Annotated in this window: 19 protein-coding genes, 1 pseudogene and 1 riboswitch; of the genes and pseudogenes, 14 read left to right on the plus strand and 6 right to left on the minus strand. The window is 73.0% G+C overall.

Annotated elements, in window-relative coordinates; all coding sequences use genetic code 11:
- The first annotated feature begins 61 nt into the window (after window positions 1–61).
- From AB0I29_RS16930 to AB0I29_RS16955, 6 genes are all read left to right on the plus strand, one after another.
- Window positions 62–2368 carry an immune inhibitor A domain-containing protein gene (locus tag AB0I29_RS16930; protein ID WP_357483408.1) on the plus strand — a complete coding sequence of 769 codons (2307 nt, stop codon included), beginning with the start codon at window positions 62–64 and terminating at the stop codon, window positions 2366–2368.
- Window positions 2369–2456: 88 nt separating this feature from the next.
- Window positions 2457–3437 carry a Gfo/Idh/MocA family oxidoreductase gene (locus AB0I29_RS16935; RefSeq protein WP_285100473.1) on the plus strand — a complete coding sequence of 327 codons (981 nt, stop codon included), beginning with the start codon at window positions 2457–2459 and terminating at the stop codon, window positions 3435–3437.
- 134 nt (window positions 3438–3571) lie between these two features.
- Window positions 3572–3674, plus strand: a riboswitch (TPP riboswitch).
- Between the two features lie 110 nt (window positions 3675–3784).
- On the plus strand, window positions 3785–4078 hold the full coding sequence (locus tag AB0I29_RS16940; protein ID WP_357483412.1) for a thiamine-binding protein: 294 nt from the start codon (window positions 3785–3787) through the stop codon (window positions 4076–4078).
- Entirely contained in the window at window positions 4075–4932 is an 858-nt protein-coding gene (locus tag AB0I29_RS16945; RefSeq protein ID WP_357483415.1) for an ABC transporter permease, read from the plus strand. Before AB0I29_RS16940 ends, AB0I29_RS16945 begins: the two co-directional genes overlap by 4 nt.
- Window positions 4929–5993, plus strand: coding sequence for an ABC transporter substrate-binding protein (locus AB0I29_RS16950; RefSeq protein ID WP_357483418.1), 1065 nt, complete (start codon window positions 4929–4931; stop codon window positions 5991–5993). The genes AB0I29_RS16945 and AB0I29_RS16950 overlap by 4 nt, the downstream gene beginning before the upstream one ends.
- The gene (locus AB0I29_RS16955; RefSeq protein ID WP_357483421.1) at window positions 5990–6757 is read left to right on the plus strand and encodes an ABC transporter ATP-binding protein; all 768 of its coding nucleotides are present in this window, start codon (window positions 5990–5992) and stop codon (window positions 6755–6757) included. The genes AB0I29_RS16950 and AB0I29_RS16955 overlap by 4 nt, the downstream gene beginning before the upstream one ends.
- A gap of 19 nt (window positions 6758–6776) precedes the next feature.
- Here AB0I29_RS16955 and AB0I29_RS16960 read toward each other — a convergent pair whose 3' ends face one another.
- The gene (locus tag AB0I29_RS16960) at window positions 6777–7082 is read right to left on the minus strand and encodes an ArsR family transcriptional regulator (protein ID WP_285100468.1); all 306 of its coding nucleotides are present in this window, start codon (window positions 7080–7082) and stop codon (window positions 6777–6779) included.
- A 71-nt stretch (window positions 7083–7153) separates the two neighbouring features.
- Between AB0I29_RS16960 and AB0I29_RS16965 the strand changes: the two genes are divergently transcribed.
- Window positions 7154–8341 carry an MFS transporter gene (locus AB0I29_RS16965; protein WP_285100467.1) on the plus strand — a complete coding sequence of 396 codons (1188 nt, stop codon included), beginning with the start codon at window positions 7154–7156 and terminating at the stop codon, window positions 8339–8341.
- Between the two features lie 104 nt (window positions 8342–8445).
- Here the strand turns inward: AB0I29_RS16965 and AB0I29_RS16970 are convergent, their stop codons facing one another.
- The 4 genes from AB0I29_RS16970 to AB0I29_RS16985 all read right to left on the minus strand — a co-directional run bounded on the left by AB0I29_RS16970 (window position 8446) and on the right by AB0I29_RS16985 (window position 11979).
- A complete protein-coding gene (locus tag AB0I29_RS16970; protein WP_357483426.1) occupies window positions 8446–9414 on the minus strand; it encodes an amino acid ABC transporter ATP-binding protein in 969 nt (322 codons plus the stop codon).
- A complete protein-coding gene (locus AB0I29_RS16975; protein ID WP_285100465.1) occupies window positions 9401–10060 on the minus strand; it encodes an amino acid ABC transporter permease in 660 nt (219 codons plus the stop codon). Before AB0I29_RS16975 ends, AB0I29_RS16970 begins: the two co-directional genes overlap by 14 nt.
- A gap of 53 nt (window positions 10061–10113) precedes the next feature.
- Complete coding sequence (locus AB0I29_RS16980; RefSeq protein WP_357483431.1) at window positions 10114–10908, minus strand: amino acid ABC transporter substrate-binding protein; 795 nt, start codon at window positions 10906–10908, stop codon at window positions 10114–10116.
- A 123-nt stretch (window positions 10909–11031) separates the two neighbouring features.
- Window positions 11032–11979 carry an AraC family transcriptional regulator gene (locus tag AB0I29_RS16985; protein WP_357483434.1) on the minus strand — a complete coding sequence of 316 codons (948 nt, stop codon included), beginning with the start codon at window positions 11977–11979 and terminating at the stop codon, window positions 11032–11034.
- Window positions 11980–12201: 222 nt separating this feature from the next.
- On the opposite strand from AB0I29_RS16985, the gene AB0I29_RS16990 reads away from it, so the two are divergent.
- Complete coding sequence (locus AB0I29_RS16990) at window positions 12202–12969, plus strand: class I SAM-dependent methyltransferase (protein ID WP_357483437.1); 768 nt, start codon at window positions 12202–12204, stop codon at window positions 12967–12969.
- Window positions 12970–12998: 29 nt separating this feature from the next.
- On the opposite strand, the gene AB0I29_RS16995 is transcribed toward AB0I29_RS16990, so the two are convergent.
- Window positions 12999–16436 (minus strand): S41 family peptidase, encoded by a 3438-nt coding sequence (locus tag AB0I29_RS16995; protein WP_357483440.1) that lies wholly within the window; start codon window positions 16434–16436, stop codon window positions 12999–13001.
- Between the two features lie 404 nt (window positions 16437–16840).
- Between AB0I29_RS16995 and AB0I29_RS17000 the strand changes: the two genes are divergently transcribed.
- The 6 genes and pseudogenes from AB0I29_RS17000 to AB0I29_RS17025 all read left to right on the plus strand — a co-directional run bounded on the left by AB0I29_RS17000 (window position 16841) and on the right by AB0I29_RS17025 (window position 21793).
- Window positions 16841–17698 carry an ABC transporter ATP-binding protein gene (locus AB0I29_RS17000; RefSeq protein WP_357483443.1) on the plus strand — a complete coding sequence of 286 codons (858 nt, stop codon included), beginning with the start codon at window positions 16841–16843 and terminating at the stop codon, window positions 17696–17698.
- 80 nt (window positions 17699–17778) lie between these two features.
- Window positions 17779–18804 (plus strand): aliphatic sulfonate ABC transporter substrate-binding protein, encoded by a 1026-nt coding sequence (locus AB0I29_RS17005; RefSeq protein ID WP_285100459.1) that lies wholly within the window; start codon window positions 17779–17781, stop codon window positions 18802–18804.
- Window positions 18797–19633 (plus strand): ABC transporter permease, encoded by an 837-nt coding sequence (locus AB0I29_RS17010; protein WP_285100458.1) that lies wholly within the window; start codon window positions 18797–18799, stop codon window positions 19631–19633. Before AB0I29_RS17005 ends, AB0I29_RS17010 begins: the two co-directional genes overlap by 8 nt.
- 14 nt (window positions 19634–19647) lie before the next feature.
- Window positions 19648–19965 (plus strand): annotated as a pseudogene (locus AB0I29_RS17015) (acetyl-coenzyme A synthetase); the annotation flags it as partial.
- Window positions 19962–21305, plus strand: a complete 1344-nt coding sequence (locus tag AB0I29_RS17020) for an O-acetylhomoserine aminocarboxypropyltransferase/cysteine synthase family protein (RefSeq protein ID WP_357483448.1) — start codon at window positions 19962–19964, stop codon at window positions 21303–21305. The pseudogene AB0I29_RS17015 and the gene AB0I29_RS17020, both read left to right, overlap by 4 nt.
- On the plus strand, window positions 21302–21793 hold the full coding sequence (locus tag AB0I29_RS17025) for a CoA-binding protein (protein WP_357483451.1): 492 nt from the start codon (window positions 21302–21304) through the stop codon (window positions 21791–21793). Before AB0I29_RS17020 ends, AB0I29_RS17025 begins: the two co-directional genes overlap by 4 nt.
- Window positions 21794–21807: the final 14 nt, after the last annotated feature.

The raw sequence follows: 21807 nt of genomic DNA on the forward strand, positions 1-21807 counted from the left end.
GGTCCGGGGCCCGTACGCACCACCTCCTCGTCCCGGACGCAGCTCTCTTCACGGAGGAAACATGAACTCACGTCTCTGTGCGGTCGGTGCGGGAGCAGCGCTGCTGCTCTCGGCGGCCGTCGTGCCGATCACCGCTTCCGCGGCTCCGCCGGTCGAGGAGCCGCCGCAGCAGGCGGCGCCCGCCAAGGAGGACAACCGTCCGGACGCCCTCGCGGAGAAGCAGACCGAGAAGCGGCAGATCGCCGTCGACATGGTCGCGACCGGCCAGGCGAAGGTCGAGACGCGCGGGTCGGGCAAGCACAAGTCCAAGGTCGTGGAGATCTCTCCGCGCGAGTATGTCGAGTACGGCGTCGAGGAGACGGCTCAGCTCTTCAGCATCCTGGTCGACTTCGGCGACCAGACCGACGAGCGCTACCCGGACGCGGCCGCGGGCCCCGCGCACAACGAGATCCCGGAGCCCGTGCGGAGCGACAACTCCACCTACTGGGAGTCGGACTTCTCGCGCGAGCACTACCAGGAGATGTTCTTCACCGGCCTGGAGGACCAGGACGGCGAGTCGTTCGCCGGGGTCTACGACGAGATGTCGTCGGGCCGGTTCGACCTCCAGGGCGACGTGTCCGACTGGGTGACCGTGCCGTACAGCACGGCCTCCTACGGCACCACGGAGTCCGGCACGGACATGACGCGGTTCATCCAGGACACCGCGGACGCCTGGTACGAGCAGCAGGTCGCGGCGGGCAAGTCCGCCGAGGAGATCGAGGCGTACCTCCAGTCGTTCGACGTCTGGGACCGCTACGACCTGGACGGCGACGGCATCACGGCCGAGCCCGACGGCTACATCGACCACTTCCAGGCGATCCACGCCGGGGAGGGCGAGGAGGCCGGCGCGCCCGAGTCAGCCATCTGGTCGCACCGCTGGTCGGTCAACCAGGGCGGTCTCGGCACGGACGGCCCGGCCGGCTACCCGAAGGTCGGCGGCATCAAGATCGGTGACTCCGACCTCTGGATCCGCGACTACACCACGGAGCCGGAGAACGGCGGCCTCGGCGTGTTCGCGCACGAGTTCGGCCACGACCTCGGCCTGCCGGACTACTACGACACCGCCGGTGGCGAGAACGGCACCGGCTACTGGAACCTCATGAGCTCCGGCTCGTGGATGGGCCACGGCGACGGCACCATCGGCACCACGCCGAACCACATGGGTGCCACCGAGAAGCTGTTCCTGGGCTGGCTCGACTACGAGACGGTGGAGCCGGGCGAGACCGAGCGCATCAAGCTCGGCCCGTCGTTCCACGCCACCACGCGCGCCCAGGCGGCGATCGTGAACCTGCCGGACGGCGTCGAGCAGGTCGACCTCGGCATCGCGCCGTTCGACGGCGAGTTCGTCTACTCCGGTACCGGCAACGACCTGAACAACACGATCGCGTCGCCGTCGTTCACCGTGCCGGCCGGTGCCTCGCTGACCGCCAAGGTCCAGTACGACATCGAGGTGGACTTCGACTACGCGTTCGCCGAGGTCTCGACGGACGGCGGCTCCACCTGGACCGCCCTGCCGAACAACCTGTCGACGGACGAGGACCCGAACGGCACCAACCCCGGCTCCGGCATCACCGGCAGCTCGGACGGCGCCTGGGTGGACCTGACCGCTGACCTGGCGGACTACGCCGGCCAGACGGCGCAGGTCCGGTTCCGCTACTCCAGCGACGGCGGCACCAACGAGACCGGCATCCTGGTCGACGACGTCGCCGTGGGCGACGCGCTGACCGAGGACTTCACGGACGCGGCCGACTGGTCGGCCGACGGCTTCACCACGGTGGGCGCCGACGGCACGTACGAGGTCACCTACCAGCACTACTACGTGGCCGAGAACCGCGTGTACGGCGGGTACGACGCCACGCTGAAGACGGGCCCGTACAACTTCGGCTGGAACTTCACCAACAGCAACAAGGTGGAGCACTACCCGTACCAGGACGGCCTGCTGGTCTGGTACGTGAACAGCCTGTACGGCGACAACAACGTGTCGCAGCACCCGGGTGGCGGCCAGGCCCTGCCGGTCGACGCCCGTGCCAAGGCGCTGAAGTGGTCGGACGGCACGATCGCCCGCAACCGCATCCAGTCCTTCGACGCCACGTTCGGCCTGCAGAAGACGGACGCGCTGTCGCTGCACCGTGAGGTGTCGGCCACGTCGCTGACCACGCTGCGGCTGGGCAAGCAGAAGGCCGTGTCCAAGTTCGACGACACCAACCCGCTCGCCTACTACGACCCGGCCAACCCCGGCCAGTCGGTCAAGGTCGGCGGCACCGGCACCACCATCAAGGTGCTCACGGAGGACAGCAGGAACGGTCACATGACCATCCAGGTCAACTGACCCCCGCCCGCCACTGACGTGTCAGACGCTCAGGTCCCTCGGGGGACCTGAGCGTCTGACACGTTCTGCGGGCACTACGCTCGAACGCATGACACACCTGCGATGGGGCATCCTGGCGGCCGGCGGGATCGCCGCGAGCTTCACATCAGACCTGAACGACAACGGCTTCACCGTGCAGGCGGTGGGGTCACGATCCCTGGAGAAGGCCCGCGAGTTCGCCGACCGGTTCGGCATCCCGACGGCGCACGGCTCCTACGAGAACCTCGTGAACGACCCCGAGGTCGACATCGTCTACGTGGCCACGCCGCACCCCATGCACGCGGAGGCCGCCAAGCTCGTGCTGGAGGCCGGCAAGCACGTGCTGGTCGAGAAGCCGTTCACGCTCAACGCCGCCGAGGCGCGCGAGGTCGTGGACCTGGCGGAGTCGAAGGGGCTCGTGGTCCTGGAGGCCATGTGGACCCGGTTCCTGCCGCACATGGCGCGCGTGCGCGAGATCATCGCGTCGGGCGCGCTCGGCGAGGTGCGCACCCTGCTGGTGGACCACACCCAGGACCTGCCCGACGACCCGGCCCACCGCATCAACGACCTCGCCCTGGGCGGCGGCTCCCTGCTGGACCTGGGCATCTACCCGGTCTCGTTCGCCTGGGACCTGTTCGGCGAGCCGCTCACGGTGCAGTCGCACGCGACGTTCAAGGAGACGGGTGCGGACGCCACCGTTGCCACGATCTTCGGGTACGACGGCGCCCGGGTCGCCACGACCGTCTCGGCGTCGGACACCCGCGGGCCCAACCGGGCCTCGATCCTGGGTACCGAGGGCCGCATCGAGATCGACGCGACCTGGTACAACCCGTCGACCGTGCACGTCTACGACGCCTCGGGCACCGAGACCGAGACCTTCCGCGCCGAGGTGACGGGCCGCGGCATGCACTTCCAGGCCGCCGAGGCCGAGCGTCTGGTGGCGGCCGGCGAGCTGGACAGCCCGCTGCTCCCGCGCGAGGAGACGGTGGCGATCATGGCCACCCTGGACACGATCCGCGAGCAGATCGGCCTCAAGTACCCGGGGGAGTGACCTGACCCTCCCTCCCGGTCACCTTCGAGGCCCGAGTTTCTTCGCTTTCAGCAGCCTGAAAGCGAAGAAACTCGGGCCTCGAAGGTGAGCAGGCTTCCGCACCTCCCGCGACCAGCGGTACCGTGGCCCCGCCAACGCGGGGAGCTCGGGGTAGCCGGGCTGAGAGGAAGGCCTGGGCAGCACGCCCGACGCCGTCGACCCGATCACTTGAACTGGGTAATGCCAGCGGAAGGACGTGCCTGACGGCACGGGCGTTCGGTCGAGGCCGTCCCCTGCGCGGGGGCGTGGTCGCGCGCCCCCTGTCGGGAACCGGCGACCTCCGGCATGCCCGTGCACGGAGGTCGCACATGCTCGCCGAGATCCAGGTCTCTCCCCGCCCCAGCGGCACGCCCGACGCGAAGTACGCGCACGTGGACGCCGCCATCGCCGTCATCGAGGCGTCCGGGCTCACCTACGAGGTGGGCGCCATGGGCACGTTCGTCCAGGGCAGCCCCGACGAGGTGTGGGCGCTGCTGCGCGCCGTCCACGAGGCGACGCTCGCCGCCGGTGCGGACGGCGTCCAGTCCAACATCAAGGTCGGCCAGGGCGCCGACGACGCCGGCCCCACCATCGCGGACCTCGTCACCAAGTTCCGGGCGTGAGCACCCGCGCCGTCGCGCGGCGGCGGTCCGGGCCGGACCCGGTGGTGGGGCAGCGTCCGGCATGGCGGCGCCCGGCAGGACGCGAGCCGCACCCGGTCGGACGGCGGGCCGGGCGCGTCCTCGCTCCGCTGCTGACCGTCGCGGCGCTGCTCACGGTGTGGGAGGCCTGGGTGCGGCTCGCGGGCGTGCCCGAGTTCGTGCTGCCCGCGCCGTCCCAGGTGGCGCGCACCGCCGTCGAGGTGGCGCCGTTGCTCGGCCCGCACGTCGCGACCACGCTCACCGAGGCCGCCGCCGGGCTCGCGCTCGGCGCGGTCGCCGGCCTGCTGCTCGGCATCGTGGTCACGGCCTCCCGCGTGACCGGCGACGCGGTGTACCCGCTCGTCGTGCTCACGCAGACGGTGCCGGTCGTCGTGCTCGCGCCGCTGATGATCCTCTGGGCGGGCTTTGGCCTGCTGCCCAAGGTGATCCTGGTGTCGCTCACCGTCTTCTTCCCCGTCCTGGTCTCGGCGGTGGGGGCGATGCGAGCCGTCGACGCCGAGCACTCCGACATGGTCGCCGGCCTGGGCGGTACCCGCCTGGACCAGTTCCTGCTGGTCCGCCTGCCGGCGTCGGTCCCCGGTGCGCTCGCGGGCCTGCGGGTCGCCGCGACCTACGCGGTGGGCGCGGCCGTGGTCGCCGAGTACCTCGCCGGGCAGTCCGGCCTCGGCGTGTTCGTGCAGCGGTCCCGCAAGGCGTACGCCGTGGACCAGATCTTCGTGGGCGTCGTCCTGATCGCTCTCCTGTCCGGCCTGTTCTTCGCCCTCGTCGCCGCGCTCACGCGCGTCGCGACGCCGTGGCAGAGAGGAAAATCATGAACCTGTCCCGTACCCCCGCCCTGGCCCTCGCCGCGATCGCGCCGCTGGCGCTCGCGGGCTGCGGCGCCGCCGCGGGCACCGCCGACGCGGCGTCCGACGGCGGCCTGCGCGAGGTCACCGTCGTGCTCGACTGGACGCCCAACACCAACCACTCCGGCCTGTACCTGGCCCGGGCCGAGGGCTGGTTCGAGGAGGAGGGGCTCGACGTCGAGATCGTCGAGCCCGGCGAGACGTCGGGTCTGCAGCTCGTCGCGGCGGGCCAGGCCGACTTCGCCTACTCCGTGGCGGAGGGTCTGGTCCCCGCGCGGGCGGCGGGTGCCGACGTCGTCTCCGTCGCGACCGTGATCGAGCACAACACGTCGTCGCTGATCAGCCTCGCGGACGACGGGATCACGCGGCCCAAGGACCTGGAGGGCAAGCGGTACGGGTCCTACGAGTCCGACCTCGAGAAGGCCCTGATCAGCAAGCTCGTGGAGTGCGACGGCGGCGATCCCGCGCAGGTCGAGTTCACGCCGCTCGTCAGCGACGACTTCCGCATCGGCCTCACCGAGGACCAGTTCGACACCGCCTGGGTGTTCGACGCCTGGGACACGATCCGGCTGGGCGAGGTGGACGGGCTCGACGTCGACACCATCGCGTTCCGGGACCACCTCGACTGCATCCCCGACTGGTACACGCCGCTCGTGGCGACGTCCCGGTCACTGCTCGACGAGGAGCCGGACGTCGCCCGCGGGTTCCTGGCCGCGCTCTCGCGCGGGTACGAGGAGGCCGCTGCCGACCCCGACCGGGCGGCGCAGGTGCTGCTGGAGGCTGCGCCGGAGCTCGACCCGGAGCTGGTCGGGGCGAGCGCGCGGTGGCTCGCCCCGCAGTACGCGTCCGGCGAGTGGGGCGTGCAGCGCGCCGACGTGTGGGACGGGTTCGTCGGGTTCCTCGAGGAGGAGGGGCTGACCGAACCCGGGTTCGACACGGACGCCGCCTGGACCGACGACTACCTGCCGGGCGCGGCCGGCTCCGCGGGCGACACCGACGCGGACGACGCCGACGCCGACGGCCAGCCGTGAGCGTGCTCTCGGCGTCCGGGCTGAGCGTCCGGTTCGGCGACGTCCTGGCCCTGGGCGGCGTGGATCTCGCGGTGGCCGACGGCGAGTTCGTCGCCGTCGTCGGGCCCTCGGGGTGCGGCAAGTCGACGCTGCTGCGCGCGCTCGGCGGCATGCTGCCGCCGGGCGCGACGGTCTCGGGGGAGCTCACGCTCCCCACATTGCCGGACGGCGGAGCCGCGACGGCCTGGATGCCGCAGCGGGACGGGCTGCTGCCGTGGCGCCGGGCGTGGTCCAACGCGCTGCTCGGCGCCCGGATCGCGCGGGTGCCGCGGGCCGATGCCGAGGCGCGCGCCGCCGAGCTGTTCGAGACGTTCGGCCTGGCGGGCTTCGAGCGGGCCTGGCCCCACGAGCTGTCGGGCGGGATGCGGCAGCGGCTCGCGCTGCTCCGCACCTGCCTGGCCGGACGGCCCGTGCTGCTGCTCGACGAGCCGTTCGGCGCCCTGGACCCGATCACGCGGCGGCGGATGAACGAGTGGCTGGCGGGGGTCGGGCTCGCCGACGCCGGCCGTCAGAGCGAGCGGGCCGCCGGCGTCGGGCAGCGAGCCGTGGTGCTCGTGACGCACGACGTGGACGAGGCCCTCGCCCTGGCCGACCGCGTGGTGGTGCTCGGCCCCCGGCCGGGCCGGGTGGTGCTGGACGCCGCCGCCCCGAGCAGGGACGAGGTGCTGGCCGCGCTCGAACCGCTGCCGGGCCGGCCGCGCCCGCTCCGGCCGCGCCAGCGGTGACCTGGCCCGGGCGTGGTGGTCACCGCTCGGCGAGCACGGCGGCGATCAGGCCCGGGAACTTGTCGTCGAGCTCGTCGCGGCGCAGCTGGATGGCGTGCGTGCGGCCGTGCACGATCGTGCGCGTGAGGCCGGCCTCGCGCAGCGTGCGGAAGTGGTGCGACATGGTCGACTTGGTGAGGTCCAGGCCCCAGCCGTCGAGAGTCTTGGGCTTGGGCTCGCCGTCGGCCAGCTTGTGCACGATCTGCAGGCGCACGGGATCGCCGAGGGCCTTGAGCACGTCGACGAGCTCGACCTCGGCCATGTCCGGGCTGGGATAGTCACCCATGACTCACCTCGACGACATCGGTCCGGCCAAATAGTTCGACAACCATCGAACTGTCACGTAGGCTCGATGGTATGACGTTCATCGAACAATCATACTCGCTGCGGGGCGCCTATCTCCGGATCTCGGCGATCGCGGCGGCGCTGTTCGTGGTCGGCACGAACGCCTTCGTCATCGCGGGCGTGCTCCCGCAGATCGCCGACGGGATCGGTGCGAGCACCAGCTCCGTCAGCTACTCCATCTCCTGGTACGCGATCATCGTCGCGGTCGTCGCGCCGGTGGTCTCCGTGCTGTTCGCCCGTGCGTCCCGCGCCGCGCTGATGGGTGCGGGCATGGGCCTCATCGCCGCGGGCATCGCCCTCTCGGCCATTGCCGGTGACCTCACCGTCTTCACCGCCGGGCGCGTCGTCGCCGCGTTCGGCGGGGCTGCGCTCATGCCCGCCGCGATGGCGGCCGCTCCCACGCTCGTGCCCCCGGAGCAGCGGGGGCGCGCGCTCGGCGTCGTCGGCCTCGGGTTCATGCTCGCGACCGCCGTCGGCTCTCCGCTGGGCACGGCGCTGGCGGCCCTCGGGAGCTGGCGGCTCGCCCTCGGCATCCTGGCGGCGCTCGCGGCGGTGCTCGCTGTCGTCGTCGCGCTGCTCACCCGCACCGTGCCGACCGGGTCGGTGCCCGGCCTCGCCGCCCGGTTCGCGGTGCTGCGCGACGTCCGGATCGGCCTGGCCCTGATGACGGCCCTGCTCTTCACCGCCGCGTTCAACATGGTCTACATCTTCAGCTCGGCCGTGACGCGCGGCGTGACCGGCGGCAGCGGGACGGCGCTCGCGACGCTGCTGCTGGTCTTCGGCGCCGCCGGGCTCGTCGGCAACTGGTTGGGCGGCTCCCTCACCGACCGGATCGGGGCGCGGCCCACCGCGGTCGGCGCCCTCGCCGTGGTCGTCGTCTCCCTCGGCGCGCTGTTCGCGGCGGAGGACTCGTACCTGGGGACCGCCGTACTGTTCGGGGTCTGGGGCCTGGGCACCGCCACGGCCCTCGTGCCCATCCAGCACCGCCTGGTCGACGTCGACCCCGCCGTCGCCGGGGTGTCCCTGTCCTGGTACTCGACGGCGATGTACATCGGGATCGCGGTCGCGCCCGTCGTCGGCGCGTCGGTGCTGCCGTTCGGCGCGGCGTGGCTGGACCTGCTCGGCGCCGGGGCGGCCGCGGCCGCGCTCGCCGTCTTCGCGCTGGGCTACGCGCTGCCTCGCCGGGTCGCCCTCGCCTAGACGGCGCACAGGGCACGACCGGTCCTCCGCTCCCTTTCGAGGCCTGAGTTTCTTCGCTTTGAGCAGCCTCAAAGCGAAGAAACTCGGGCCTCGAAGGGGATGGGTCAGTCGAGGGGATGCAGCACCCGGTTGAGGAACTGGCGGGTGCGCTCCTCGGCCGGATTCGTGAAGATCTGCGCCGGCGCGCCGCGCTCGACCACCACGCCGCCGTCGAGGAACAGCACCTGGGACGCGACCTGGCGCGCGAACTGCAGCTCGTGGGTGACCACCACCATGGTCCAGCCCTCCTCGGCGAGCTCCTTCATCACCGTCAGCACCTCACCCACCAGCTCGGGGTCGAGGGCCGACGTCGGCTCGTCGAACAGCAGCAGGTCGGGCTGGAGCGCGAGCGCGCGCACGATCCCGACGCGCTGCTGCTGGCCGCCGGACAGCTCGTGCGGGTACGCGTCGCGCTTCTCGGCCAGCCCGACGCGGGCCAACAGCTCCTCGGCGCGGGCGACCGCCGTCTCCCGCGGGACCCGCTGGACCTGGGTGGGGCCCTCGATCACGTTCTCCAGCACCGTGCGGTGCGGGAACAGGTTGTGGTGCTGGAACACCATCGCGGACCGGTCGCGCAGGGCGGCCCGGTCGGTCTTGGCCTGACGGCGCGCGGCGCGGCGCCCCAACCACCCGGACCGGGCGGCGGCCTCCTCGGCCGGGACGTCGTCGGCCGACACGTCGTCGGCCGACACGTCGTCCGCCGGCGCGTCGTCGATCGGGGCGTCCGCGGCCGCCGTCTCCTCGTCCGGCGCGCCGTCGGCGCCGGTCCGGCGTCCGAGGGCCACGGACCGGGCGCCGAAGTCGACGGCGGGGCCGCCGTCGAACTCCAGCAGCCCGGCGTCCGGCGTCTCCAGGCCGTTGAGCGAGCGGAGCACCGTCGTCTTGCCGCTGCCGGAGGCGCCGATCAGCGCGACCACCTCGCCGCGCCGCACGTCCAGGTCGACGCCGCGCAGCACGTGGTTGGTGCCGAACGACTTCTCGATGCCCCGGGCGGTCAGCAGGTTGCCGGTGGGGCGGTCCTCAGTGTGCGACATACCGGTCCAGCCTCTTCTCGAGTGCGTTCTGCCCCGTGGACAGCACCGTGCAGAACAACCAGTAGATGAAGGCCGCCTCGATGTAGATGGTCAGGAACTCGCTCGAGAACGCCGCGATCTCCTGCGCCTTGCGGAACATCTCGGTCACCAGGATGAGCGACGCGAGCGACGTGTCCTTGACCAGCGAGATGAAGGTGTTCGACAGCGGCGGCACCGACACCCGCGCGGCCTGGGGCAGGATGATCCGGCCCAGCGACCGGACCGGCGACATGCCCACGGTCCAGGCTGCCTCCCACTGGCCCTTGGGCACGGACAGGATCGCCGCACGCACCACCTCGGCCGCGTAGCCGCCCACGTTCAGGGAGAACGCGATGATGGCGCTCGGCCACGGGTCCAGGCGGATGCCGATCTCCGGCATGCCGTAGAAGATCACGAACAGCTGCACCAGCAGCGGGGTGCCGCGGATCACCGAGACGTACGCCCGGCCGATCCACGACAGCACCGGGTTCGGCGAGAGCCGCAGGAGCGCCACGAGCAGGGCGAGCACCAGCCCGATCGCGAACGACGCCAGGGCGAGCGGGATGGTGCCGGTGAGGCCGCCCTGCAGGAGCGGCCAGAACGAGTCGGCGACGAGCTGCCAGTCCATGTCTCCCTCTCGGCGCCGTCAGCGGTGCCCGGCGGGGAGCGTCACGCGGTGCGTCACTCCGAGACGTCCTCGCCGAAGTACTTCTCGCCCAGCTCGGCGAGCGTACCGTCGGCGCGCAGATCCTCCAGGGCACCGTCGATCGCCGTGGCCAGCGCCTCGTTCTCCGGCGTCACGACGAACGCGGACTGCGACTCCTCGTCCGTCTCCACGGCGACCTTGATGCCGGAGGTGTCCTCGGTGTTCGCGTAGTCGAGGTAGGTGAGGCTGTCGTTGATCGTGGCGTCCACGCGGCCCTGCTCCAGCAGTGCCACGGCCTGCGCCCAGCCCTCGACGGCCTCGACCGTGGCGCCGCTCTCCTTGGCGAGGTCGTTCCAGTTGCTCGTGAGCGACTGGGCGCTGGTCTTGCCGTCCAGGTCGGCGAAGCTGGTGATGTCATTGTTGTCCGCGGCCACCACGAGCACACCGGTCGACACGGTGTACGGCGTCGAGAAGACGTAGTCGGCCTCGCGCTCCGGGGTGATGGTCACCTGGTTCGCGATGGTGTCGAAGCGGCCCGCGTCCAGGCCCGCGAAGATGGCGTCCCACTGGGTCTCCTGGAACTCGATCTCCACGCCCAGGTTCTCGGCGACCGCCTCGGCGACCTCGACGTCGTACCCGACCAGCTCGTCCGTCTCGTCGTGGTAGCTGAACGGCCGGTACGTGCCCTCGGTCGCGACGACCAGCTTGTCGCCGGACAGCCCGAGCTCGTCGGCCGCGCCACCCGACTCGCCGGAGCTGCCACAGGCGGTCAGGGCCAGGAGGGCAGCCGAGGCCGCGGTGACCGTGAGAAGGGCGCGGTTGCGAGACATGGTGAGGGCTCCGTTCGATGAGTGGCACACATCAGTCGTGCCGATGCGTGCCCCAAAACTAGCCGATAGCAGGACCGAACTCACGCACGAGTCCAGAGCCTGTTCGTTCTGCAACAGTTCGGTCTAGGACCGTTCGTTCCGCCGCCACCGGTCCGGCGTGATCCCGTACCGGTCCTTGAACCGGCGGACCAGGTACGTGGCGTCCCGCAAGCCCGTGCGCGCGGCCACGACGGCTAGCGGCAGGTCGGTGTCCCGCAGCATCCGGCGCACCTCGGTCATGCGCCGCTCGGTGATCCACTCCAGCAGGGTGCGGCCCGTGCGCTCGCGGACCACCGTGGTCAGGTAGCCGGGCGTGTAGCCCAGCGCGCGGGCGACGTCGGCCGCGGAGACCGGGTCGCGGAACGTCGCCTCGATCTCGTCGAAGGCCCGCGTCACGAGCGGGTCGGGCACCGCCGGGGCCGACGGCGCCAGGCGTGCCGCCGCGATCAGGATCCGGGTCAGCAGGGCCGACGCCGCGTCCCGGGCGCCGAGCCGTCCGGGCGCCGCCAGCTCCTCGTGGAGCTCCGTCAGCCACGCCGACCAGCGCGGGCGCTCGCCCGCGGGGACGTTCGTGCTCAGGGCCGGCGGGCGGTCGGCCGCGCCCGGCCCGTCGGGTTCCGCCTCGAACAGCGCCAGGAGCGGGTGGTGCGTCCAGGCCAGCGGCGAGACCGAGGCGAGCGAGGGGACGGCGTCGGGCGTGAACGCCAGCGTCCAGGCCCGGGAGCCGGCGAAGCCCCGGACCGTTCCGGGGCCGATCGCGCGGCCGGGCGGGACGGCGAACAGGTCACCGTCGTGCGGGACGCCGTCCGCCGTTCCGGGGCCGCGCTCGACGAGGACGAGCACGTAGAAGTCGTGGGCGTGCCGGTGCTCGGGCGGGAGGTGCGGGTGCTCGTCCGCGCCGTCGTGCAGGTCGACGTTCACCGGGGGCATGCCGAGGCGCGGCTGGTACCGGTACACCGGGGTGCCGTCCGGGCGTACCGTGCGGACGCTGGACGGGGTGCGCAGCGAGCTGCCGCTCCGCTCCCGTGCCATGCGTCCCCCTCCGTCGTGACGACCCTGACGCTACCGACGTTCCATCCGCCGCGCCGGACGCACGCGCGCCCGAGCCATGTGCACGGCCTGTCCGAGGATCGTGCGATCGGCACCGAGTTCCGTCCTGTCGACCGACCGCAGGATGTCCGATGCTGGACGAGCGGTCGGAGCGGCCGGCCCGGCCCGTCTGCGGCGCGGGCACCCCGGACGGAAGGCACTCGGATGAACGACAGCACCGTGCAGATCCTCGACCACCGCACCCCGGAGGAGCGTGGGCGCGAGTTCCTGCCCGGCATGGGCAGGCCCTGGCTGCTCCCGCTCTACGACGCGTTCACCCGCTTCTCCCGCGTGCGGCCCCTGCACGACCGCGCGGCGGCGCTCGCGGACGTGCGCCCGGGCGAGTCCGTGCTCGACCTCGGCTGCGGCACCGCGAACCTCTCGCTCGCCGTGCTCCGCGCGCAGCCGGCCGCCCGGGTCACCGGCCTGGACCCGGACGCCGCCGCGCTGCGCATCGCGGCCCGCAAAGCGACCCGCCGCCGCGTACCGCTCACGCTCGTCCAGGGGTTCGCCGACCGGCTCCCCGTGGACGACGGCTCGCTCGACCACGTGGTCTCCGCCCTCGCGCTGCACCACGTGCCCGACGACGCACGGGTGCGGTTCGCGCACGAGGCGTTCCGCGCGCTCCGGCCGGGCGGCCGGGTGACGATCGTCGACTTCGGCAGCGCGGACGGTTCTGCTGGTGAGCACGGACATCAGCACGGGCGTGGACGCGGACCCCGGCGCGGCCCCGGCAGCACGGGCGCGTACGGCCGGGTGCGCGGGCACGGCCGCGGGCACGCCGCCGTCGCCGACAACCCGCACACCGCCCGGAACCTGGAGGGCGGCCTCCTGCGCCTCCTCGCGGACGCCGGCTTCGCCGACGCCCGCGAGGTGGCGCACGTGGAGCACCGCTACGGCCCGATCACGTTCGTGCAGGCGACACGCCGCTGAGCGACGCGTCGCCGCGACCCGAGGCCGCGTTATGACCGGCGGCGCACCCGCGGTTCCGGCAGGGCCGGGGGCTCGGCCGCCGGGGTCTCCTCCAGCAGCCGGAACGCCTCGGCCATGCCCGCCTCGAGCTGCGGGTCGACGTCGGAGAAGTAGTCCGCCGGGGTGTGCCGCACCTCGATGTCGGGGTCCACGCCGTAGTTCTCGACGTCGAAGCCCTTGCCGTCGAGCCAGAGGCCGTATCGCGGCTGGGTGATCCCGGTGCCGTCCACGAGGTCGAAGCGGCCGTCGATCCCGATCACGCCGCCCCAGGTCCGCACACCGACGACCGGACCGACGCCGAGCGCCTGCGCGGCCGCGTTCACGATGTCGCCGTCGGACCCCGCGTACTCGTTGGTGACGAGCACGACCGGGCCGCGCGGCGCGCGGTCCGGGTAGGAGTTGGGGCGGTCGTAGTGCCGGTTCAGCCCCCAGCCCGCGACGCGGGCGGCGAGGCGGGCGATCACGAGCTGCGACGTGTGCCCACCGCCGTTGAAGCGCACGTCCACGACGATGCCCTCGCGGTCCGCGGCGAGCCGCAGGTCGCGGTGCAGCTGTGCCCAGCCGGTGCTCACCATGTCCGGGACGTGCACGTAGCCGAGCCGGCCGCCCGACTTCTCGGCGACGTACTCGCGGCGGGACCGCACCCAGTCCTGGTAGCGCAGGTCGGACTCGTTGGCGAGCGGCACGACGACGACGCGCCGGTCCGTGCTCGCGGCCGGTCCGGTCTCGCCGTCCGTCGCACCGTCCGCCGGGGCCGGCGTGCGCCGCAGGGTCAGCTCGACCGGGATGTCGGCCGCGCCGACCAGGTTCGCCGCCGGGCCGGCCACCGGGTCCACCGGTCGACCGTCCACCGCGACGATCAGGTCGCCCGGCCGCGCGTCGACGCCCGCGGCGCGCAGCGGGGACCGCGCCCCCGGGTCGGACGACTCGCTCGGCAGCACCCGGTCGATCCGCCAGCCCTCTGCGGTCCGTGTGAGGTCCGCGCCGAGCAGCCCGAGCCGCCGGGACGCGTCGCCGCGCTCGTGGGGCGAGCGCACGTAGGCGTGCGACGTGTTGAGCTCGGCGACGGTCTCCCAGAGCACGTCCTCCAGGTCGTCGTGCGTCGCGACCCGGTCGACCAGCGGACGCCAGCGCGCCACCACCCCGGCCCAGTCGACGCCGTTCATGTCCGCCCGCCAGTAGTGGTCGCGCATGATGCGGGCGTTCTCGTCGAACATCTGGTGCCACTGGGCGCGGGGGTCCACCTCGTAGCGGACGCGGGACAGGTCGATGTCGAAGGCGCTCGGGTCGTCGTCGCCGGGCTTGCCGGTGGCCGACTGCGCGCTGAGCCCCGACCCGGACCGGATCACCACCCGCTCGCCGTCACCCGACACCGCGTACGCGGTCACCTTCTCCGCGATGTCCGTGGCCTTGCGTGCCTCGAAGGACCAGAACTGCAGCACGTCGGGCACCGGGTCGCCGTCCGTGCCGGCGTGCCGCGTGCCGAGCACGCCCGCGTCGTCGGTCTCGTGCACCCAGAGCACACCACCCTTGGCCGCGAGCAGGTCGCGGTACCGACCCGACGTCACCGGGAACGGCACCACGCGTTCCTCGGCGCCGTCGAAGTCGATGTCGGGCGAGGCCGCGTCGTGCCGGTCCTGGTCGTGCTTCTCGTCGCCCTCGGCGCCGTCGTCCGTGCCGGCCTTCTTGTCGTCGGGCGTGCTCAGGCGCCAGCCGTCGGCGCTCGGGCCGAACGGCGCCGGCTCGGTCGCGGCCAGCGGGATGAGCCAGGGCCGGGTCGCCGCGCTGAACGACAGGGCGAACTCGTGGGAGTCGTAGGACGGGTCGAACGTGCGGTTCGACAGGAACACGACGTACTTGCCGTCGTCGCTGAACGCCGGCGAGAAGTCGTGGAAGCGGCCCGACGTCAGCGGCGTCGCCGTCGGCGTCTCCGCGTGCAGGTCGGCGACGAGCACCTGGTGGTGGTCGCCCTCGGTGCCGGTCGGGCTGGACCAGGCGAGGTACCGCCCGTCCGGCGAGAACGTCGGGGACTCCGCCTCGCCGTTCGCCGACCGGCCGAGCGGGATGACGGTGCCCGCCGGCACGGCACCCTCGCCCGCACCGGTGCCGCCGTCCGTCGCGGCGGCGTCCGCGGGCAGCGCCACCACGCTGACCCGGCCGTCGTGCGACACGGCCGCCACCTTGTCGCCGGCGGGGCTGGCGGCCAGGTGCAGCACCCGGCCGAGCTCGCCGGCCGCGAAGCGCTGCGGCGCGGCGGCCGGGGCGGCGCCGGACGCACCGGGAAGGGCATGGACCTCGAGCGCGTCCTCCCTGCTCCCGGCATCTCCGTCGCCATGGGCGGCGTCGGTCACGACCACCGCGCGGCCGGTGTCGCCGAGCAGCACGGGTTCCCGCACGCGGACGGACGGGTCGGCGACGAGCGCCCGGGCCGGACCCGCGCGGTGGGTCACCCAGAACGCGGTGCCGAGCCAGCCCACGACGCTCGCGTCACCGCTCTTGTCGACGGCGAGCCCGTCGACACCCCTCGCGGCCGATTCCGGGTCGGTCGAGTACGGCTCCGGGAGCGCGCCGGTGAGCGTGATGTCCAGGCGGCGCGGGGTGCCGTCCAGCGCGTCGAGCAGCCAGAGGTCGCCGCGGCTGTGCCACACGATGCGCGCACCGTCGGACGTCGCGTCACGGACGTAGCCCTCGGCCTCGGTCTGGGTGGTGAGCAGCCGGGGCCCGGCCGCCTGCGTGCCCGTCGCCAGGCCGTCCCAGACCCAGAGGTTCGCCTGCTCGTTGGCGTGGTCGGGGAACGTCGCCGCACGGTCCGACGTGAACACCAGCGCGTCCCCGACCCAGATCGGGTCGTAGGTGCCGGCCTCGTCGTCGGGCAGGGGGCGCTCCCACTCGCCCGTGCCCCGGTCGAGCCACAGCACGGAGGCCGTGCCGCCGCGGTACCGCTTCCAGTAGGCGGGCGTGCGGTAGCCCGCCGAGACGAGGGCGGTCGTGCGCCCGCCGTCCGGGCCCTGGTGCTCGGCGACACCCCACGCGGCCCCGTAGCGCGGGGTCTCGACGGTGCCGTCGAGGCCGACCGCGCGCACCACGGTCAGGGAGCGCTCGTACGAGCCGGCGTTGGACGAGACGAGCACCCGGCCGGCGTCGTCCCAGCCGAGCACCGTCGTGGTCGTGCCGCCGAGCCAGGTGAGGCGTCGCGTGGCGCCGTCGGCCAGCTCGACCACGTAGGCCTCGGGGTGGCCGTCCTTGTGGGACACGTAGGCGAGGCGCGTGCCGTCGGGGGAGAAGCGGGGAGTCGTCGCTGGCACGTGGTCGCTGGTCAGGCGCCAGGCGCGGCCGCCGGAGACGGGGGCGAGCCAGACGTCGTCGTCGGCCACGAACGCGACCTGGTCACCGTGGATGTGGGGATACCGGAGATAGGGCTGGGTCACCGGCTCAACGTACTCGCGGCGCCCGGCGCCGTCACCGGAAATCGCTCAGGGCGAGGACCATCCGGATGCATCCTGTCCCCGCCCGTCCACATCTTGGTCTCACATCATGAAACGATCTGGTGCACGAGTTGCATCATCCGGTTCTATGGGGTTCATCGGCATTGCCTGACAAAAGATGACCGAACGCCCCATGGGAGAGGAAAGCCGGATGACGTCACCACGCGCCACGACGGCTGCCTCCGTGCGTCGGTCCTGCCGGGTGGGTGGGTCCTGCCGGATGCGCCGGTCCTGTCGAATGCGGCAGTGCGCCGGCATGTGACGCTCCTTCGGAGCCTGCCGCCCGGACCGCTCCGGGCCATGTCGGTGCACAGCGACCGCCCCACCGCACGGACCGATCGCAAGGGATGACACCCATGGTTCCCGCCGCCCCGTCCACAGCTTCGTCCACAGCCTCGCCCACCACCCGGGCGGACGCCGTCGCGTCCCCGGCGCTCCCCGTCCGGCTCGACGGCGTCTCGCGTACCTTCGCGGCGCCCGGGCGGCCCGGCCGCGCCGTCCTGAGCGACGTGGACCTCCAGGTCGCTCCGGGCGAGATCGTCGCCGTGCTCGGCCCGTCCGGCTGCGGCAAGTCGACCCTGCTGCGCCAGGTCAGCGGCCTGGACGCGCCGACGTCGGGCAGCGTCACGATCGACGGCGCGCCCGTGGTCGGGGCGGACCCGCGCACCGCCGTCGCCTTCCAGGAGCCGCGCCTGCTGCCGTGGCGCACCCTCACGCAGAACGTCGCACTGGGCCTCCCGCCGGGCACCGCGAAGGACGTCGGCCGGGCGCGCGTGGCGCGGCTGCTCGACCTGGTCGGGCTGGCGGCGTCGGCCGGGCTGCGGCCGCGCCAGGTGTCGGGCGGCATGGCGCAGCGGGCCTCGCTCGCCCGGGCACTGGCCCGCAACCCCGGCGTGCTGCTGCTCGACGAGCCCTTCGGCGCGCTGGACGCCCTGACCCGGCTGCGCATGCAGGACCTGCTGCTCGACGTCCACGCGGCACAGCCCGCGACGATCCTGCTGGTCACGCACGACGTCGAGGAGGCGCTCTACCTCGCCGACCGCGTGGTGCTGCTGCGCACGGTGGCGGACGGCGGGGCGCCGAGCATCGCGCGGATCGTCGACGTACCGGGCGACCGGCCGCGGGACCGCGCCGCGCGCGACCTGGCCGAGCTCCGCGCCGAGCTGCTCGACGGGCTCGGCGTGCCGACCCGCCACGACCGCTGAACCACCATCGCCCGACCCGAGACCCACCGCACCGAACCACCCAGCCCGCCGACCGCCGTCGGGCAGCGAGAGGACAACCCATGCGTATCCGTAGGCACACCGTTCTGGCGTCCGGCCTGGCCCTCGTCTCGGCGATGGCGATGAGCGGCTGCGTGGCCGGCGAGGGGTCGGCCGCCGCCGGCGGCGAGGGCGCGGGCGAGTGGAGCACCGACACCCTGAACATCGACTTCGCGACGTACAACCCGCTCAGCCTCGTGGTCCGCGAGCAGGGCTGGCTGGAGGAGGAGCTCGACGGCGTCGAGGTCACCTGGGTGCAGTCGGACGGCTCGAACACCGCGAACGAGAACCTCCGCGCCGAGGCGATCGACTTCGGCTCGACGGCCGGGTCCGCCGCGCTCCTGGCGCGCGCGAACGGGTCCCCGATCCGCACGGTCGACATCTACAGCCAGCCGGAGTGGGCCGCGATCGTGGTCCCGGGCGACTCGACGATCAAGGACGTGGCGGACCTGAAGGGGGCGTCCATCGCCGCCACCAAGGGCACCGACCCCTACTTCTTCCTGCTCCAGACGCTGGACGAGGCGGGCATCCCGCTCGACGAGGTCGAGGTGCAGAACCTGCAGCACGCGGACGGCCGGGCCGCGCTCGACAACGGCTCCGTCGACGCGTGGTCGGGCCTGGACCCGATCATGGCGGCGGCCGAGGCGGAGGCCGGCGACACGCTGATCTACCGCAACATCGACTTCAACACGTACGGGTTCCTCAACGCCCGCGAGGAGTTCGTGGACGAGCACCCGGACGTCACGCAGGCCGTCGTCGACGCCTACGAGCAGGCCCGGGCGTGGGCGCTGGAGAACCCGGAGGAGCTGTCCGCGCTCCTGGCCGAGGTCGCCTCGATCGACCCCGAGGTCGCGTCCACGGTGATCGAGGAGCGCACGGTGCTCGACCTCGACCCCGTCCCGGGCGACAAGCAGCGCGACGTGCTGGAGGTCGTGGGCCCGATCTTCGTCGAGTCGGGCGACGTGGCCGCGCAGGAGGACGTCGACACCGCGCTGGACGAGCTGTTCGCCCCCGAGTTCGCGCAGGAGGCGGTGGCCTCGGATGGCTGACCGACGAGCGGGCGGCGTCGGCCGGGCGGCCGGCGTCGTCGACGCCGCCCCGGCGTCCGCCCGCCCGGGCCGCGCCGCCGGCCGGGCCGGGCGGATCGCGCTGGGGCTGCTCGTGCCCGTGGCGCTCCTCGCGGTCTGGTGGGGCGCCACGGCCGCCGGGCTCGTCCCGCCGTACCAGCTCCCGGGCCCGGTCGCCGTGTGGGACGCCGCCGTCGACCTGGTCCAGCGCGGCCAGCTCTGGCACCACGTGGCGATCTCCACGCAGCGGGTGCTCATCGGGTTCGCCCTGGGCGCGGCGGCGGGCCTCGCCGTCGGATCCCTGGTGGGGCTGTCGAAGCTCGGCGACCTCCTGCTCGCGCCGACGCTCGGCGCGATCCGCGCCGTACCGTCGCTCGCCTGGGTGCCGCTGCTGATCCTGTGGCTCAAGATCGGCGAGGAGTCCAAGATCACGCTCATCGCGATCGGCGCGTTCTTCCCCGTCTACACGACCATCGCGGCGGCCCTGCGGCACGTCGACCCGCACCTGGTCGAGGCCGGCCGGGCGTTCGGACTGCGCGGCCTGCGGCTCCTGTCGGTGGTGCAGCTCCCCGCCGTGCTGCCCTCCCTGGTGGCCGGGCTCCGGCTCGGGCTCGCGCAGTCCTGGCTGTTCCTCGTGGCCGCCGAGCTCATCGCGTCGTCGATGGGCCTCGGGTTCCTGCTCAACGACTCCCAGCAGAACGGCCGGGTGGACCGCATCCTGCTCGCGATCGTGCTGCTCGCGGTGCTGGGCAAGCTGACCGACGCGCTCATCGGGCTGGCCGAGCGGCGTCTCCTGCGGAGATGGACGTGACGGCGGCGGCGCGCGTGGCCGCGTTCGTGGTGCCGTCCGGCGTGGGCGTAGGTTGGGCGGGCACGACGCCGCCGGAGGAGGCGGCCGCCGCGGCCGCCGAGCTGAGGTCGCAGGTCGCGCGCGAGATCGGCCCGGTGGCGAAGCCGCGGCACGTGATCGCGGTGCCCGAGCTGCCGAAGACGAGGTCGGGCAAGATCATGCGGCGCCTCCTGGCGCAGCTGTGGCAGGGCGAGGAGCTGGGCGACGTCACGTCGCTGCAGAACCCGTGGGCCGTCGAGGACATCCGCGCCGTCCTGGCAGACGGAGTCGCGGAGAGGAAGGCAGGACGATGACCGAGCACACCTTCGGGTTCCGCACGCGGGCCCTCCACGCCGGGGGCATCCCCGACGCGGCGACCGGGGCACGGGCGGTGCCGATCTACCAGACCACGTCGTTCGTGTTCCAGGACACGGACGATGCCGCGAACCTCTTCGCGCTGCAGAAGTACGGCAACATCTACTCGCGCATCGGCAACCCGACGGTCGCGGCGCTCGAGGAGCGCATCGCCTCGCTGGAGGGCGGCATCGGCGCGGTCGCGACGGCGTCCGGCATGTCGGCCGAGTTCATCACCTTCGCCGCGCTCGTCGGGGCGGGGGACCACGTGGTCGCGTCCGCGCAGCTCTACGGGGGCACGGTGACGCAGCTCGACGTGACGCTGCGCCGGTTCGGCGTCGAGACCACCTTCGTGCCCGGGACCGATCCCGCGGACTACGCCGCGGCGATCACGCCCGAGACCAAGGTGCTCTACACCGAGGTCGTGGCCAACCCGTCGGGCGAGATCGCCGACCTGGAGGGGCTCGCCGAGGTGGCCCACGCCGCGGGCATCCCGCTGGTGGTCGACGCGACGCTCGCGACGCCGTACCTGGTGCGGCCGATCGAGCACGGCGCGGACATCGTGATCCACTCCGTGACAAAGTTCCTGGGCGGGCACGGAACGACCCTGGGCGGCGTCGTCGTGGAGTCCGGGCGGTTCGACTGGGGCAACGGGAAGTTCCCGCAGATGACCGAGCCCGTGCCGTCCTACGGGGACGTGCGCTGGTGGGGCAACTTCGGCGAGTACGGCTTCCTCACCAAGCTGCGCTCCGAGCAGCTCCGCGACATCGGCCCGGCGCTGTCGGCGCAGTCGGCCTTCCAGCTTCTCCAGGGCGTCGAGACCCTCCCGCACCGCCTTGACGCGCACCTCGCGAACGCGCGCGCCGTGGCCGAGTGGCTCGACACCGACCCGCGCGTCTCCTACGTGCTCTGGGCCGGCCTGCCGACGCACCCGCACCACGAGCGCGCGCAGAAGTACCTGCCCCTGGGGCCGGGTTCGGTCTTCGCGTTCGGCCTGCAGGTCCCCTCGCCGGGCGCCGCGCCCGACGCCGAGAACCTGCCGCTCCCCGACGGGCGCGAGGCCGGCCGGCTGTTCATCGAGTCGCTGCAGCTCGCGTCGCACCTGGCGAACGTCGGTGACGCGCGCACCCTGGTGATCCACCCGGCGTCGACCACGCACCAGCAGCTCTCCGCCGAGCAGCTCGAGGCGGCGGGCGTGCCCGAGGACCTCATCCGCATCTCGGTGGGCCTGGAGGACGTCGAGGACATCCTCTGGGACCTCGACCAGGCACTGACCAAGGCGACGGGAGTGAACCGATGAGCGAGGCCACCCGGACCTGGCGGGGCCCGAGCGCCCCGGAGCGCCTGCGGATCCTGCGCTCCACGAAGTCGATCGCGATCGTCGGCGCGTCGGCGAACCCGGCGCGCGCGAGCTACTTCGTGGCCACCTACCTGCTCTCCTCGTCCCCGTACGACATGTACTTCGTGAACCCGCGGGCGACCGAGATCCTGGGGCACCCCGTGTACCCGAGCCTGGCCGACCTGCCCGTCGTGCCCGACCTCGTCGACGTCTTCCGGCGGCACGAGGACCTGCCGACCGTGCTGGACGAGACGATCGCGGTGGGGGCGAAGACCCTGTGGCTGCAGCTCGGCTCGTGGCACGAGGACGTGGCGCGCAAGGCCGAGGCCGCCGGTCTGAACGTCGTGATGGACCGGTGCGTCAAGATCGAGCACGCGCGGTTCCACGGCGGGCTGCACCTGGCCGGCTTCGACACGGGCGTGATCAGCTCCCGCCGGGCGGAGCGCTAGGGCTCCCGCCCGCC

Source organism: Promicromonospora sp. NPDC050262, assembly GCF_040655935.1.
In the GTDB taxonomy this organism is placed as follows: domain Bacteria; phylum Actinomycetota; class Actinomycetes; order Actinomycetales; family Cellulomonadaceae; genus Promicromonospora.